Below are 15,031 nucleotides of genomic sequence, written 5' to 3'. Positions count from 1 at the left end.
CTTAGGCAGTCCGAGGTGCGAGCAGAATGACCGAGGCGCCAACGATGCAGATCGCGGCACCGGCAAGATCCCAGCGGTCGGGGTGCACGCCTTCCGCCAGCCACAGCCAGGCCAGCGAGGCGGCAATGTAGATGCCGCCATAGGCGGCGTAGGCCCGGCCCGCCGCGCTGGTGTCGACCAGCGCCAGCAGCCACGCGAATAGCACGAGCGAGACGAGACCGGGCGCCAACCACAGCGGCGACTTGTCCAGCCGCCACCACGCCCAGAACGAAAAGCAGCCGGCGATCTCGGCAAGTGCGGCGGCGACGTAGAGGAGGTAGGTCATGAAAAAAGGTCCCGCGTTTAACGGGACCCTTTTCAGCGTGCCGGCCGGCAATGGCAAGTGGCGATGGCGTGATGCCGGCAGTCTACTCCGGATCCGCCACCTTGCGGCGGCGAGTGGGCTTGGCAACCGGAGCCTTTTCGCGACGTCCAAGATCGCGCATCTCCAGCGCCTTCTCGCAACTGGCCATGTAGTCGCGCGTCATCGGCAGCGTGTCGTTCTTCTTGGCAATCTGGATCTGGAAGATCACCAGATCCTGCCAGCGGAAGGCAGCTTCCGAGGCGGCAAGATAGAACTCCCACATGCGGCAGAAGCGCTCGTCATAAATCGCCCTGGCCTTGTCGCGGTTGGCCGCGAAGCGCTCGCCCCAATGCTTCAGCGTCTCGGCATAATGCAGCCGCAGAACCTCGATGTCGGTGACGACGAGCCCCGATTTTTCGATGGCCGGCATCACTTCGGATAGCGACGGGATGTAGCCGCCCGGGAAGATGTACTTGCGGATGAAGGCGCTGGTTGCCCACGGCACGCCGGAGCGGCCGATCGTGTGCAGCAGCATGACGCCGTCCGGCTTCAGCAGCGTCGCCGACTTGTCGAAGAAGGTGCGGAAATGATTGACCCCGACATGCTCGAACATGCCGACGGAGACGATGCGGTCGAAACGTTCATTGAGTTCGCGATAGTCCTTGATGTCGAAATGCACCCGGTTTTGCAGGCCTTGCGCATGGGCGCGGTCGGTGGCGACGCCGTGCTGCTCGGTCGACAGCGTCACGCCCTGTACGTCGACGTCGAACGCCTTGGCTAGATAGAGCCCAAGCCCACCCCAGCCGGAGCCGATATCAAGAACCGTCTGGCCCGCCTTCAGCCTGAGCTTGGCGGCGATATGGCGCTTCTTGGCTGCTTGGGCCTCATCGAGCGTCATGTCCGGCTGCTCGAAATAGGCGCAGGAATATTGCATGTCCTCATCGAGGAAGAGGCGGTAGAGGTCGCCCGACAGATCGTAATGGCGCTGCACGTTGCGGCGCGCCCGCGACGCCGTGTTGATCTGCTGCAGGCGCCGGAAGGCGTGGCGCAGACCTTCGATCGCCTTCGACCAGGTGGCATCGATACCGCCGCTGCCCATGTTCTGGAAGGCAATCCGCATCACCCCCAGCACGCCGCCCTCGAGAATGTCGAGTTCACCGTCCATGTAGGCTTCCGGCACCGCCAGCATCGGATCGAAGGTTATTGCGCGCTCGGCATGCCTTGTCTTGATGTGCATGTGCACCGGCTCGCCGCTGCCGTCACCGAAAGTCACCATCGAGCCTTGCGGCCCTGTCACCTTGAGATTGCCTGTGCGGACCAGGCGGTCGAGAACGCGTTTCAGCAGAATATTCATGACCAATTGTCCCCTCTCGGCCAGACATGCTGTCCTATTCTGCATCAAGATATAGGGGTTCGAAAAGTTCCATTTGGCATAAAAATGCCCGGGTACGAGGCCCGTGCATTGGTCCAGAATAGCGATTAGCCGGCGAATGCCGACGAATGACGATCAGCCGTTGTCTTCGCCGCCTTCGAACTCCGCATTCGGATCGAAGAAGTTTTCCGGCCGCGCATTATCGTTGATGTCCTCGCCGTAGATGGCTTCGGCGGTGGTCAGTGTTTCGCCCTTGGCCTGGCGCTCGGCTTCGTCGGCCGTGCGGGCAATGTTGAGCGTGATGGTAACCTCGACTTCCGGGTGCAGCGCGATCGCCACATTGGTGACGCCGATGGTCTTGATTGGCTGGTTGAGCAGGATCTGGTTGCGGTTGACCGAAAAACCTTCCGCCGTCACCAGCTCGGCGATGTCGCGCGTCGAGACCGAACCATAAAGCTGACCGGTTTCGCCGGCCGAGCGCACGGCGATGAAGCTCTTGCCGTCGAGCTTTTCTGCAATCTGCGCGGCTTCGGACTTGCGCTCCAGGTTGCGGGCTTCGAGCTGGGCCCGCTGCCCCTCGAACTTCTTCTTGTTAGCTTCGTTGGCGCGCAGCGCCTTGCCTTGCGGCAGCAGGAAATTGCGGGCGAACCCGTCCTTGACCTTGACGGTATCGCCCATCTGGCCGAGGCGGGAAACGCGTTCGAGAAGAATGACTTCCATGGTTTTGTTCCTTCGCTTGGGCGCTATCCTCAGGATCGGCGCCGAGTTGTCTGGAACAGGTCAGGAAGCTGGGGCGTCGCCGCCTGTGTCGCTGTCCTGCCTGTCGCGGCAGTTAGGATCTCTTGTCGAAATCCAACCCGGGATTTGGTGTTCGATCCGGCTACGCCCGTCGTGGCCGGTGAAAAGCGGGCGGCGAACCGCCCGCTGGCTAGACCATGATCCCGAAAAGTGGAAACCGGTTTTCGGATAAGATCATGGTCAACTAATCAGTGTTAGCGGACCACGTAGGGCAGCAGGCCGAGGAAGCGGGCGCGCTTGATCGCCTTGGCGAGCTCGCGCTGCTTCTTCTGGCTGACGGCGGTGATACGCGATGGAACGATCTTGCCGCGCTCGGAGATGTAGCGCTGCAGAAGCCGCACGTCCTTGTAGTCGATCTTCGGCGCATTGGCGCCGGAGAACGGGCAGGTCTTGCGGCGACGGTGGAAGGGGCGCCGGGTTGGGATCTGGTTGATGTCGACCATTATTCTGCGGCTCCTTCAAAGCCTTCGCGCGGACGGCGCGGGCCACGATCGGCACCGCCATCGCCGAAGCTGCGCGGCGGACGATCACCACGGTCACCGCGATCGCGGTCGCCGAATGAGCGCGGGCCACGATCGCCACGGTCGCGGTCGCCGAAGCCGCCGCGTTCCGAGCGCTCTTCGCGCTTCTGCATCATTGCCGACGGACCTTCCTCATGCGCATCGACCTTGATGGTCAGGAAACGCAGCACGTCCTCGGACAGGCCCATCTGGCGCTCCATCTCGTTGAGCGCGGCCGGCGGGCAGGTGATGTCCATGAGTGTATAATATGCCTTCCGGTTCTTGTTGACCCGGTAGGTGAGGGACTTCAGTCCCCAGTTCTCGACCCGGCCGACGGACCCGCCATTCGCGGTGATGACGCCCTTGTACTGTTCGACAAGCGCATCGACCTGCTGCTGCGAGAGGTCCTGCCGGGCAAGAAACACATGTTCGTATAGAGCCATAGTGTTTGTGCCTTTCTTCGTTTCTCTCCCGGTTCCCGGCGGCAAAAGCCTCTGCAACTTCTCTGACCCGCAATCCTTGCGAAGGCGGGGAAGAAAGGAGCATGACGAGACGGTCGAGAGCGGAGACACGGGAGGCGGAAGCGCTTCTGGCTTCACGCGAAGGTTTCGAAAAACCTCCGGCCCTCCGTTCAGCCCCCAGCAAGGACCGGCAGATTGCGGGCGTCTATACAGGAATTTGACCGCAAAGCAAGGGCAAACCACGGAGCAAACGGCCCTGCCGTCCCAGAGCGCCACGGGTCTCGACGGCAAGGCTTACGGATTCCTGAAACCGGACCTTAACCACCATGCGAAGTTCCAGCACCGGCGGGCGTGGCGGCAACCCCTCGTTCATCATGCGGATGCAAAAGCAAACAGTCTGCGCGAGTTCGGCAGCAGGCGGTTTGGGGACAAAAATGCTTTTCGACAAATTCTGCCGTTCGAAGAGCGGCAACTTTGCCCTGATGCTGGCGTTCGGGCTGCCTGCGGTTCTGACCGCCGTCGCCTTTGCCGTGGACGTGTCCACCTTGATGAGGGCCAAGGTCAGCTTGCAGAATGCGCTCGATGCCGCGAACCTTGCATCTTCGCATCTCGGCGACATCGAGGCTTCGCGCAAGGACGTCTTCGACCGCTACTTCCAGACCAATGTCGCCGGCCACAGCGAGTTGAGGAACGCCGAAGCGACGCTTACCGTGGAAAGGGGCCTCAATTACATCCAGACCAAGGCTGTCGCCACGGCGGACGTCAATTTGAACTTCGCCTTCCTGTTCGGCAACGACAAGCGCATCACCGTCGATGCCGGCGCCGTCGAATCGACCAATCAGCTCGAAGTCGTGCTGGTGCTCGACAATACCGGGTCGATGGCCAGCAACGATCGCATCGGCGCATTGCGGACGGCGGCAACGGCCCTGATCGATATGCTCGAAGCGGCGAAGTCGCCGACGCGCAGCGTACGTGTCGCGGTGGTGCCGTTCGTCACCGCCGTCAACGTCAAGGGCGAGGACTACGATCCGGCCTGGATCGACATGGCCGGCAAATCGCCGAACAACGGCGCCAATTTCCCCTCGGTCGGCGGCAAGCGCGTCAACCATATAGATCTGTTCAAGCAATTGGGCGTCGAATGGAGAGGCTGCGTCGAAGCGCGGCCAGGAACCAACAATGTTTCCGACATTTCGCCCGACCAAAACAAACCGGACACCCTGTTCGTACCTTATTTCGCGCCGGACGATCCAGGTAACGCTAGAAATCCAAACAGCTCCTACGGCAATTCAGCGACCGGCTACAACAATTCCTATCTCGACGATACCGTCGTCACCCTGCTTCCCGGCCTCACCAGCGACATGGCGAAGTACAGTGTTTCGACGATGAAGCTGATCAACGACAAGAGAGGCCCACTGACTATCGGCCCAAACCGGGCCTGTCCGACGCCGATAGTGCCGCTGACCGATGATTTCGACAAATTGCGGAAGGCCGTCGGTGAGATGATCGAATGGAACGGCTCGGGGACCAATGTTTCGGAAGGCTTGTCATGGGGGATGCGGGTGCTCTCGCCGGAACCGCCTTACAGCGACGGCGCGCCGTTCAGGGCGTCAGGCACGACCAAAACGGTGCTGCTGCTCACCGACGGCGAGAATGTTGTCTATGGCGCGAAGGATACGCCACAGAAGTCGGACTATGGCTCCTACGGATTCCTGGCCTCGGGTCGGTTTGGATCCAGCGACCAGACCGCGGCTGCGCGCAATGTCGACGATTGGACAACCAATGTATGCAACACATTGAAGAAGCAGGACGTGCAGATCTTCACAGTGCTGCTGCAGGCCGACACCGCAGCCAACCGCAAGCTCTACGAGGCCTGCGCATCGTCGCCGTCGGATTATTACCCGACCAACGACGTCAGTCAGCTCGAAAGCGTCTTCCTGAAAATCGGAAGCTCGATTTCGCAGCTGCACTTGACGAACTGAACGACGTCGGCCGCTCTCCCGCCGCCGCTGCTCAACTCGTGTGTGCAGCCACTTTGCCCGTGGTTTCGGGGAAGAAATCGGGCGCCGCATGGCGCTTGCCGAACATCATGTCGTATTGCAGCAGACGGAAGTCGCGGATTGCCGGATCGATCTCTTTCTGACGCGACCAATCGGGGGTGGCGTCGCCCCCCGGTGCCAAAAGCAAATTGCGGTCGATAACGCGGTAGCGCTCTCGCAACTGTCCGAGGAAGCCGGTGTAATAGGGATGGCTGATGCCGGCTGTCTTCAGGATATGGTAGGGCAGGAAGGACGGGCTGACGGCGCCCAGATCCTCGGTCGGGCCGCTGCGATTCGACCAGACGATCAGCGGCGTCTGGTGGTGCAGCAGCATCTGGTCGGCCGCCTCCTTGCGCGGCGCAACATTGTCCTTCAGGAAGCCGGTCTCGACGTAGACCGGCCCAAGCGGCGGCAGATGGTCGCCGAAGAACGCGATGACGGTCGGCCGCTCGCGTTTCTTCGCCCATTCGATCAGCCGCTCGAGGCCGCGGTCCGCGTCGGAAGAGCCTTCGGCATAGCTCAACAGCGATTCACGGGCCCATTGGCTGATCGGCGCCTGCACCTTGTGGGTCGGATTGTTATAGCGATACGGCTCATACGGCCCGTGGTTCTGCAGGCTGACGGCGAAAAAGAACACCGGCTCGGCGCTGGTATCGGCTTCGTGGATGATCTCGTCGGTCATCGCAGCGTCCGACGCGAGCGGTCCGCGCTTCTGCATGGGCGGCAACGTCTCCTCGGACTTGAAGTCGTTGAAGCCGAAATCGGCATAGACGGCCCCCCGGTTCCAGAACCAATTGGTGCCGGGATGGATGGCGCGCGCCCGGTAGCCCTGACTTTTCAGGAAGGTCGCCAGCGAGGGAGTCGGTGTCCGCACATATTGCTGGTAGGGAATGCTGCCCGCCGGCAGGAAGGCGTTGGAAAAGCCGGTCAGGGCCTCGAACTCGATGTTGGCCGTCATGCCGCCGAACTCGGGCGAGAACATGTAACCCGTGCGCAGTGCCCGCACATTGGGGATAGGGTCGGGTGTGATGGTGACGCCAGGCAGCTTGGTCGGATCCCAGAAGGATTCGCTCATGACGACGATGATGTCGGGCTTCTCGGCAGGTACCGAGGCGGTCACCTGCGGTTTGCCGATCGCTTCGATCGCCTTGTCGGAATAGCCGGGCGGCGCCGAGACATGCGCCATCGGAACGTTAAGCGCGAAGGCGAGCGCAAAACCGTTTGAGGCATAGTTTTCCTTCTGGTCCCACATGATCGGGATGATCTGCAGCCGGTCGCGCGTCCACGAGAAAGTGGCATAGTCCATGATGGAAACGAAGAAGGCGATCAGCGGTACTGTCAGCGTCAGCCGGGCAAGGCGGCCCTTGTGGCTGAGCGCCGGAACGCGGCGGCGCCATAGCCGCCAGCCATAGACGAGCAGCGACAGCCCGCCGACGATGCCGATCGCCAGGGCAATGGCGGTTCCCGGGCGATCGCGTACCAGAAGCGGCATCAGTGCCACGATCTGCCGGGAATAAAGGAAATCGGTCGGATAGAGCGGATCGCCGAGATACAGCGACTTCTGGTGGCCGACGAACGCCAGCGACAATGTCAGCGGCGCGACGATCATCAGGCTCTGATGACTGCGGCCGAGCACGGCGTCGAGGCCGATGAGGATCAGCGCAAAAATGATGATCGTGGTCCAGCCGGGTTTGAAAGGCTGCAGAAAGAAATCAATGGTGCCGGCAAAGTTGCCGCGCACGATCAGTTCGATGGCAAACACAAGGATGGCCGCAGCCAGCAAGCTGATAACGCCATAGCGGATGACAGGCCATTTGCGCGCCGGCAGATAGCCGGTCGACGGATCGCCTTCAAGAAACTGGGGCGCCGCCTCGGCTGCGCTCTGCTTGGTCTTTGCCACTTCAATAGTTCCCCGGCCCGCAACAAAAGCGTCACTCGATTGTCATCGAACTGTCACGCAAAGCCTAGCGCCTGTGGCGGAAATAAGAAGAGCCAGCAAACAAATCGTGAGCGGTTTTCATCATGAGTGATCGCCAAAAAGCCTGCCGAAACAGGCACTCGGCCGATATTACGCGATCAAGGTTGGACTTGACTTGGCCGCACGCCTTGCGTCACAGGCAACGTGAACCAGCAGCTGGGAGCCGCCGATGGCCATCGCATTCACCTTTCCGGGGCAGGGCAGCCAGGCTGTCGGCATGGGCAAGGACCTCGCCGATACCTTTGTGGAATCGCGGCGGATCTTCGAGGAAGTTGACGACGCGCTCGGCGAAAACCTATCGAAGCTGATCTGGGAAGGCCCGGAAGAGACGCTGACGCTGACCGCCAACGCCCAGCCGGCGCTGATGGCGGTGTCGCTTGCCGCAATCCGGGCGCTGGAGGCGCGCGGCTTCTCCCTGAACGGCAAGGTCACCTATGTCGCCGGCCACTCGCTCGGCGAATATTCGGCACTTGCGGCCGCAGGTTTCGTTTCGGTCGCCGACGCCGCCCGGCTGTTGCGCATCCGCGGCAATGCCATGCAGGCGGCTGTGCCGGCCGGCGAGGGCGCCATGGCGGCGATCATCGGGCTGGAACAGGCCGACGTCGAAGCCGCTTGCGCAGAGGCCGCCCAGGGCGCCGCCAAAGATCCCGCACAAGCCTTGGTTTGCCAGATCGCCAATGACAATGGCGGCGGCCAGCTGGTGATCTCCGGCGCCAGGCCAGCGGTCGAACTGGCGGCGAGGCTATGCACGGAGAAGGGCGCCAAGCGGGCGCTGATGCTGCAGGTCTCGGCGCCCTTCCATTCGGCATTGATGAAGCCTGCGGCCGAGATCATGCGGGAGGCGCTGGCCGCCGTGACGAAGAGTGCGCCGGTCGTGCCGCTGGTCTCCAATGTTACGGTGACCCCGACGAGCGATCCCGACGAGATCGCCCGCCGACTCGTCGAACAGGTGATCGGGCGCGTGCGCTGGCGCGAAACGGTGGAGTGGTTCGGCAGCAACGGCGTTGTGACGCTTTACGAAGTGGGCGCCGGCAAGGTGCTGTCGGGGCTGGCCCGCCGCATCAACCGCGATATTGCCACCAGCAGCATCGGATCGGCGGCGGAGGTCGAGACGGCACTTGCCGCCTTGGGTGACCACGTAGCTTGAATTCATCAGTGCTTGCCGCTACATGAATACATGTATCGCAACAAGGTGCGGCATGCCCACATCGATCCGCCTTTCTCCTGAAGTCGAGCAGCGCCTGGATTTTCTCGCGGCCAAGACTGGTCGCAGCAAGGCCTACTATCTGCGCGAGCTCATTGAACGTGGTCTGGAGGACTTGGAGGATTACTACCTGGCTGCCGAAGTCGTTGAGCGGATCAGGCGTGGTGAAGAAGACGTCATGAGAGCCGAGGACTTCTGGCGTGGCCTGGACGCTTGAATACGCCCACTCGGCGCGAAAATTTGTCGAAAAACTGGATCCGCAGACACGTCACCGTATCCGTGATTTTATTGAAAACCGCATTGCCGTTCTCGACAACCCGCGTGAACTCGGCAAACCGCTGAAGGGCCCGCTCGCAACCTTTTGGAGATATCGCGTCGGGGATTATCGCATCATTTGCGATGTGCAGGATAACCGGCTCGTCATTCTGGTGGTAACCATAGGCCACCGCGGCAACGTTTACAGATAGCCGAACTCACCGGCCCGTATGATTGGCCAGTACGATTTGGGAAGAGGATAAAGCATGTTCGAATTGACCGGCCGCAAGGCGCTCGTCACCGGCGCATCGGGAGGTATAGGCGAGGCGATCGCCCGCGTGCTGCACGGCCAGGGCGCCATCGTCGGCCTGCATGGCACACGTATCGAGAAATTGGAGGCGCTGGCCGCCGAACTGGGCGACCGGGTCAAGCTTTTCCCGGCCAATCTTTCCAACCGCGACGACGTCAAGGCGCTCGGCCAGAAGGCGGAAGCTGACCTCGAAGGCGTCGACATCCTCGTCAACAATGCCGGCATCACCAAGGACGGGTTGTTCGTGCGCATGGCTGACGCCGACTGGGATAGCGTGCTCGAGGTCAACCTGACCGCCGTGTTCCGGCTGACCCGCGAGCTTACCCATCCGATGATGCGGCGCCGCCATGGCCGCATCATCAACATCACTTCAGTGGTTGGCGTCATGGGTAATCCCGGCCAGACCAACTATTGCGCCTCCAAAGCCGGTATGATCGGCTTTTCCAAATCGCTGGCGCAGGAGATCGCCACCCGCAATATCACCGTCAACTGCGTCGCCCCGGGCTTCATCGAATCGGCGATGACCGCCAAGCTCAACGACAAGCAGAAAGAGGCGATCATGGCGGCGATCCCGACCCGGCGCATGGGCACGGGCGCCGAAGTCGCCTCAGCCGTCGCCTACCTCGCTTCCAACGAGGCAGCCTACGTCACCGGCCAGACCATTCATGTGAATGGCGGCATGGCAATGATCTAACACTTGGGAAAACGCTTCATTCCGTCTTGGATGCACGGGATTTTTCGTGTAATGCCGCCCGCAACCCGGCGGTTCGGGCAAAAACCGGTCCTGTTCCGCTGCGTTTCCGGCAGGACCATCTTTCAGCTTGATTAGCGGCATTCTGCCCGCTAACGAAGACAGACAACCAAAAGACGAGGATGCCCAAATGAGTGACACCGCAGAGCGCGTCAAGAAGATCGTCATCGAGCACCTTGGCGTCGATGCCGACAAGGTGACGGAGCAGGCGAGCTTCATCGATGATCTGGGCGCGGACAGCCTCGACACGGTCGAACTTGTCATGGCGTTCGAAGAAGAGTTCGGTGTCGAAATCCCGGACGACGCCGCCGAGACCATCCTGACTGTTGGCGATGCGGTGAAATACATCGACAAGGCCTCCGCCTGACGCTATTTGCAGTCATCACCGGGGAGGACCTGCGATGAGGCGTGTCGTCGTCACGGGCCTTGGGCTGCTTTCGCCGTTCGGCATGGGCTTCGAGCACAGCTGGAAGGAGCTTCTGACCGGCCGCAGCGCAGCCAAGCGCATCACCGAATTCGAGGTGGAAGATCTTGCCTGCAAGGTCGCCCACGTCATTCCGCGCGGTGACGGCTCCAATGCCACTTTCAATCCTGAAGCCGTTCTCGAGCCGAAGGAACTGCGCAAGATCGGCGACTTCATTCTGTACGGGATCGCGGCCGCCGACGAGGCACTCAAGGATTCCGGCTGGCAGCCGAAGACGCATGAGGAACAGTGCGCCAGCGGCGTGCTGATCGGTTCGGGCATCGGCGGCATCGAAGGCATCGCCGAGAATGCGATGATCCTCAAGGAACGCGGTCCGCGCCGCATCAGCCCATTCTTCATCCCTGGCCAGATCATCAACCTCGTCTCCGGTCAGGTCTCGATCCGGCATGGGCTGAAAGGCCCCAACCATGCCGTCGTCACCGCTTGCTCGACCGGTGCGCACGCCATCGGCGATGCCGCCCGGCTGATCATCTGGGGCGATGCCGACGTGATGGTCGCAGGCGGCGCCGAAGCGCCGGTGACGAGACTGTCGGTCGCCGGGTTCGCCGCTTGCCGCGCGCTCTCCACCGAGCGCAACGATGCGCCACAAACGGCCTCACGCCCCTATGATCGCGATCGCGACGGCTTCGTCATGGGCGAGGGCGCCGGTGTTGTCGTGCTCGAGGAGCTCGAACACGCCAAGGCCCGCGGCGCCAAGATCTATGCCGAGGTCACCGGCTACGGTCTGACCGGTGACGCCTATCACATCACCGCGCCTGCCGAGGACGGCGACGGCGCTTTCCGTTGCATGACCGCGGCGCTGAACCGGGCGAAGCTGACGCCGGCCGATGTCGACTACATCAACGCGCACGGCACCTCGACCATGGCCGATACGATCGAACTCGGCGCCGTCGAGCGGCTGGTCGGCAACGCCGCCTCGAAGATATCGATGTCGTCGACCAAATCGTCGATTGGCCACCTGCTGGGCGCGGCTGGTGCTGCCGAGGCGATCTTTTCGATCCTCGCCATTCGCGACAACATCGCGCCGCCGACCATCAATCTTGACAATCCGGAGCGCGAAACGGCGATCGACCTGGTGCCACACAAGCCGCGGGCCCGGCAGATCGACGTGGCGCTGTCCAACTCCTTCGGCTTCGGTGGCACCAACGCCTCGCTCGTCTTCCAGCGCTACAATGGCTGACCGCTCTGCCGGTTTCCGTCTGCCGTCAATTTTGCCATATTCGCCCCTACTCTGCCCGAGGGGATTCGTCGCAAGATCAAATGGTAGGGCGCTATGAACACAAATCCGGCCGATAACGGGGAATTCGGGCAACGGGCAGCAACGCCCGGCCCGATCGTGCCGAAGACGGCCAGCGAGGCGTTGCGGCCCGAGGCCGGCACGCCGCCGCCGAAGCGCTCGCGTGCCTCGCGCAGCCAGTTCGTCGTGTTCATGAACTTCGTCATCTCTTCGGTGATGCTGATGGTGCTGGCGGCAGGTGTTGCGCTGTATTTCGGCAAGCAGGAGTTCAACGAGCCCGGCCCGTCGGCCAATGGCGACACTTTCCTGGTCAAGCCGAATAGCGGCGTCCAGGAAATCGCCGACCAGCTTGAGCGGCGAGGGCTGATCAGCGACGCCCGCATTTTCCGCCTTGGCGTGCGCGCCTTCGGCAATGATTCCGCCCTGAAGGCCGGCGAATACGAAATCAAGCCGCAGGCGTCGATGCACGATATCATGGAACTGCTGAAGAGCGGCAAGTCGGTGATGTATTCGCTGACCATCCCCGAGGGGCTGACGGTCGAGCAGGCGCTGCAACGGATCGCCGAGCAGGACGCGCTGACCGGCGATATGCCGTCGACCACTCCACCTGAGGGCAGCCTCGCCACCGACACGCTGCGTTTCACCCGCGGCGCAACACGCCAGCAGATGGTCGACAAGCTTCTGGCCGACCAGAAGAAGCTGGTCGACGAGGTCTGGCAGCGCCGAGCGCCGGATCTGCCGATCGCCAACGTTGAGGATTTTGTCACCCTGGCCTCTATCGTCGAGAAGGAGACCGGCAAGGGCGATGAACGCTCGCGCGTAGCCGCCGTCTTCCTCAACCGGCTGGCCAAGGGTATGCGGCTGCAGTCGGACCCGACCATCATCTACGGCCTGTTCGGCGGCAAGGGCAAACCCATCGACCGCCCGATCTATCAGTCGGACATCCAGAAGCCGACGCCCTACAACACCTATCTGATCAACGGGTTACCGCCGACGCCGATCGCCAATCCCGGCCGTGCGGCGCTGGAGGCTGTCGCCAATCCGTCGAAGACCAGCGATCTCTACTTCGTCGCCGACGGCAGCGGCGGGCACGTCTTTGCCTCGACGCTCGATGAGCATAACGAGAATGTCGCTCGCTACCGGGCACTGCTGAAAAAGCAGGCGCAGGACGCCGCCAAGGCGGGAGCAACCAATACCGGAGCCGACACGCCGGCGGGAGCCATCGTTGACGATGCAGGCGCCACCGCCGCCCAGTAGGGCCGGACGCCATCAGTTTGGCCCTGTGCATGTCCGGGTGGATGTGCAAGGGCTGCCATGGCATTGAAATTCACATGGTCCTGTCCGGAGAAAATCGCTCCGGCTTGAGGGGCATTCGGCAAAGGGACGCACGGCTACATGAACTTGCAGAGCATGACCGGTTTTGCGCGCAGTGTCGCCGAACACGACGGCACTTCGATTGCCTGGGAAGCCAAGTCCGTCAACGGCAAAAGCGTCGAGGTCAGGCTGCGGCTGCCGCAAGGTTTCGACCGGCTGGAACCGGCCGTCCGGCAGACGGTGCAAAAGCGTTTTGCGCGCGGCAATTTCCAGATGACGCTGACCATTGGCCGCGCCGCCGGCGCGCAAGCGCAACCCGTGGTCAACGAGGCTTTCCTGAAGGATCTGGCGGGCTTGGCCAAGCGGCTGCAGGAGCAGTTCGGAGTAGCCCCTGCGGCGGCCGACGGGCTGCTTGCGCTGCGCGGCGTTCTCGACATTCCCGAAACCATCGAAACCGAAGAGGCGCGCAGTGCGCTCGATACCGCAATACTGTCGGCGCTGGAAGCAGCACTGAACGGGCTGCACCAGGCGCGCCAGGGCGAAGGTGCGGCACTTCGTTCCCTGCTGTCCGGCCATATCGATGCCATCGAGGCGCTGACGCTGCGGGCCGAGGCCGATCCATCACGCGAACCGGCCACGATCCGCGAAAGGCTCGCCGAGCAGATCCGCCTGTTGATGGACGCGTCTGCCAACCTGGACGCCAGCCGGCTGCATATGGAAGCGGCGTTCCTGGCCACCAAGGCCGACATACGCGAGGAGATCGACCGGCTGAAGACACATGTGGCGTCAGGCCGGGCGCTGCTCGGCGGCGGCGGCGCCATCGGCCGCAAGCTCGATTTCCTGGCACAGGAATTCAACCGCGAATCGAATACGCTGTGTTCCAAGTCGAATGCTGCCGCGGTCACCGCCATCGGGCTGGAACTGAAGGCGGTCGTCGACCAGTTTCGCGAACAGGTCCAGAATCTGGAATGATCCCGATGCCAAGCCACATGACTGCCAAGCCCCATGACCGCTAGGGATGTGGGTTCCCGCATTCGGCGCCGCGGGCTGATGCTGGTCTTGTCGTCGCCGTCAGGCGCCGGCAAGTCGACGATTGCGCGCAATCTGCTGGAGAGCGATTCCAGCCTGGAATTGTCGGTCTCGGTCACCACGCGGCCACGCCGCGGCAGCGAGATCGAGGGCGTCCATTACCACTTCCGTACCATGCGCGAGTTCGAGCGGCTGCGCGATTCCGATGCGCTGCTCGAATGGGCGGAGGTGCACGGCAATTGCTACGCGACGCCGCGCGAGCCGGCTGAACAGGCGCTGGCCGAAGGCCGCGACATGCTGTTCGACATCGACTGGCAAGGCGCTCAGCAGCTCAAGGAGAAGATGCGCGCCGACATCGTCTCGATATTCATCCTGCCGCCATCGATGAAGGAATTGAAGGCGCGGCTGAAGCGTCGCGCCGAGGACCAGGAAGCGGTGATCGAGACGCGGCTCAAGAACGCCCGCAACGAGATCGAGCACTGGAAGGAATATGATTTCGTCATCGTCAACGACGATCTCGACCGCGCTTTCGCCGAGGTGCGCGGCATCGTCACCGCCGAACGGCTCAGACGAGATCGCCGGCCCGGCCTGTTCGATTTCGTCTCGGGGCTGCTCGACGAGAAGACGGATTGATCAAGGCGCTTATCCCCGCGACCAGGATCAGATTGCGGCTGAGCGCGGCGTCGCGCAGCTCCAATGCAGCGGCGTATTCGGCCGAGCGATACCAGCGCCGCGCCGTGTCCATGTCGGGGAATTCGACGATGATCAGCGGCCCGGGAGACCAGTCGCCTTCCAACATTTCCACCTCGCCGCCGCGTACCAGATAGCGCCCGCCATGCTGGGCGATGGAGGCAGCCGCGTGGGCGCGATAGGCTTCGATAGCCTCTGCGTCACGGATCGTGACGTCGGAAATGACATAGGCGGCCACTGTTTGTCTCCGGGCAGGGTTTGTCCGGCTA

The 15,031-nt window shown here is 62.3% G+C and carries 17 protein-coding genes; 10 read left to right on the top strand and 7 right to left on the bottom strand.

What is annotated here, in order from left to right:
* Position 1: 1 nt before the first annotated feature.
* From NKJ15_RS25220 to rpsF, 5 genes are all read right to left on the bottom strand, one after another.
* Positions 2-325 (bottom strand): YnfA family protein, encoded by a 324-nt coding sequence (locus NKJ15_RS25220; protein ID WP_352467171.1) that lies wholly within the window; start codon positions 323-325, stop codon positions 2-4.
* 82 nt (positions 326-407) lie between these two features.
* Positions 408-1,697: a cyclopropane fatty acid synthase gene (locus NKJ15_RS25215; RefSeq protein WP_352471088.1), complete on the bottom strand. Its 1,290-nt coding sequence runs from the start codon at positions 1,695-1,697 to the stop codon at positions 408-410.
* Between the two features lie 153 nt (positions 1,698-1,850).
* Positions 1,851-2,435, bottom strand: coding sequence for a 50S ribosomal protein L9 (gene rplI / locus NKJ15_RS25210; RefSeq protein WP_254820243.1), 585 nt, complete (start codon positions 2,433-2,435; stop codon positions 1,851-1,853).
* A gap of 272 nt (positions 2,436-2,707) precedes the next feature.
* Complete coding sequence (gene rpsR / locus NKJ15_RS25205) at positions 2,708-2,956, bottom strand: 30S ribosomal protein S18 (RefSeq protein WP_006203718.1); 249 nt, start codon at positions 2,954-2,956, stop codon at positions 2,708-2,710.
* Complete coding sequence (gene rpsF / locus NKJ15_RS25200) at positions 2,956-3,456, bottom strand: 30S ribosomal protein S6 (RefSeq protein WP_292663863.1); 501 nt, start codon at positions 3,454-3,456, stop codon at positions 2,956-2,958. Before rpsF ends, rpsR begins: the two co-directional genes overlap by 1 nt.
* 452 nt (positions 3,457-3,908) lie before the next feature.
* On the opposite strand from rpsF, the gene NKJ15_RS25195 reads away from it, so the two are divergent.
* Positions 3,909-5,453: a pilus assembly protein TadG-related protein gene (locus NKJ15_RS25195; RefSeq protein ID WP_352818238.1), complete on the top strand. Its 1,545-nt coding sequence runs from the start codon at positions 3,909-3,911 to the stop codon at positions 5,451-5,453.
* Positions 5,454-5,484: 31 nt separating this feature from the next.
* Here NKJ15_RS25195 and NKJ15_RS25190 read toward each other — a convergent pair whose 3' ends face one another.
* Positions 5,485-7,410, bottom strand: a complete 1,926-nt coding sequence (locus tag NKJ15_RS25190; RefSeq protein WP_352818236.1) for an LTA synthase family protein — start codon at positions 7,408-7,410, stop codon at positions 5,485-5,487.
* Positions 7,411-7,657: 247 nt separating this feature from the next.
* On the opposite strand from NKJ15_RS25190, the gene fabD reads away from it, so the two are divergent.
* The 9 genes from fabD (at position 7,658) to gmk (ending at position 14,705) form a co-directional block, all read left to right on the top strand.
* Positions 7,658-8,635 (top strand): ACP S-malonyltransferase, encoded by a 978-nt coding sequence (gene fabD / locus NKJ15_RS25185; protein ID WP_352471091.1) that lies wholly within the window; start codon positions 7,658-7,660, stop codon positions 8,633-8,635.
* 52 nt (positions 8,636-8,687) lie between these two features.
* Positions 8,688-8,909 carry a type II toxin-antitoxin system RelB family antitoxin gene (gene relB / locus NKJ15_RS25180; RefSeq protein WP_352467166.1) on the top strand — a complete coding sequence of 74 codons (222 nt, stop codon included), beginning with the start codon at positions 8,688-8,690 and terminating at the stop codon, positions 8,907-8,909.
* A complete protein-coding gene (locus tag NKJ15_RS25175; protein ID WP_352471092.1) occupies positions 8,893-9,159 on the top strand; it encodes a type II toxin-antitoxin system RelE family toxin in 267 nt (88 codons plus the stop codon). Before relB ends, NKJ15_RS25175 begins: the two co-directional genes overlap by 17 nt.
* 54 nt (positions 9,160-9,213) lie before the next feature.
* The gene (gene fabG, locus NKJ15_RS25170; protein WP_352471093.1) at positions 9,214-9,951 is read left to right on the top strand and encodes a 3-oxoacyl-[acyl-carrier-protein] reductase; all 738 of its coding nucleotides are present in this window, start codon (positions 9,214-9,216) and stop codon (positions 9,949-9,951) included.
* Between the two features lie 187 nt (positions 9,952-10,138).
* Positions 10,139-10,375: an acyl carrier protein gene (locus NKJ15_RS25165; protein WP_006203723.1), complete on the top strand. Its 237-nt coding sequence runs from the start codon at positions 10,139-10,141 to the stop codon at positions 10,373-10,375.
* Between the two features lie 34 nt (positions 10,376-10,409).
* A complete protein-coding gene (gene fabF, locus NKJ15_RS25160; protein WP_352818231.1) occupies positions 10,410-11,672 on the top strand; it encodes a beta-ketoacyl-ACP synthase II in 1,263 nt (420 codons plus the stop codon).
* Between the two features lie 93 nt (positions 11,673-11,765).
* Positions 11,766-12,986, top strand: a complete 1,221-nt coding sequence (gene mltG / locus NKJ15_RS25155; RefSeq protein WP_352567438.1) for an endolytic transglycosylase MltG — start codon at positions 11,766-11,768, stop codon at positions 12,984-12,986.
* Between the two features lie 138 nt (positions 12,987-13,124).
* The gene (locus NKJ15_RS25150) at positions 13,125-14,015 is read left to right on the top strand and encodes a YicC/YloC family endoribonuclease (RefSeq protein WP_352471095.1); all 891 of its coding nucleotides are present in this window, start codon (positions 13,125-13,127) and stop codon (positions 14,013-14,015) included.
* 33 nt (positions 14,016-14,048) lie between these two features.
* On the top strand, positions 14,049-14,705 hold the full coding sequence (gene gmk, locus NKJ15_RS25145; protein ID WP_023677701.1) for a guanylate kinase: 657 nt from the start codon (positions 14,049-14,051) through the stop codon (positions 14,703-14,705).
* Here gmk and NKJ15_RS25140 read toward each other — a convergent pair.
* Complete coding sequence (locus tag NKJ15_RS25140) at positions 14,638-15,000, bottom strand: DUF1330 domain-containing protein (protein WP_352818228.1); 363 nt, start codon at positions 14,998-15,000, stop codon at positions 14,638-14,640. The two genes, gmk and NKJ15_RS25140, sit on opposite strands and share 68 nt — an antisense overlap.
* Between the last annotated feature and the right edge of the window lie 31 nt (positions 15,001-15,031).

Source organism: Mesorhizobium sp. M0207 (genome assembly GCF_040321995.1).
Taxonomy (GTDB): domain Bacteria; phylum Pseudomonadota; class Alphaproteobacteria; order Rhizobiales; family Rhizobiaceae; genus Mesorhizobium.
The sequence above is the reverse complement of the archived record's forward strand: the minus strand, read 5'-3'. Positions and strand labels throughout refer to the sequence as shown.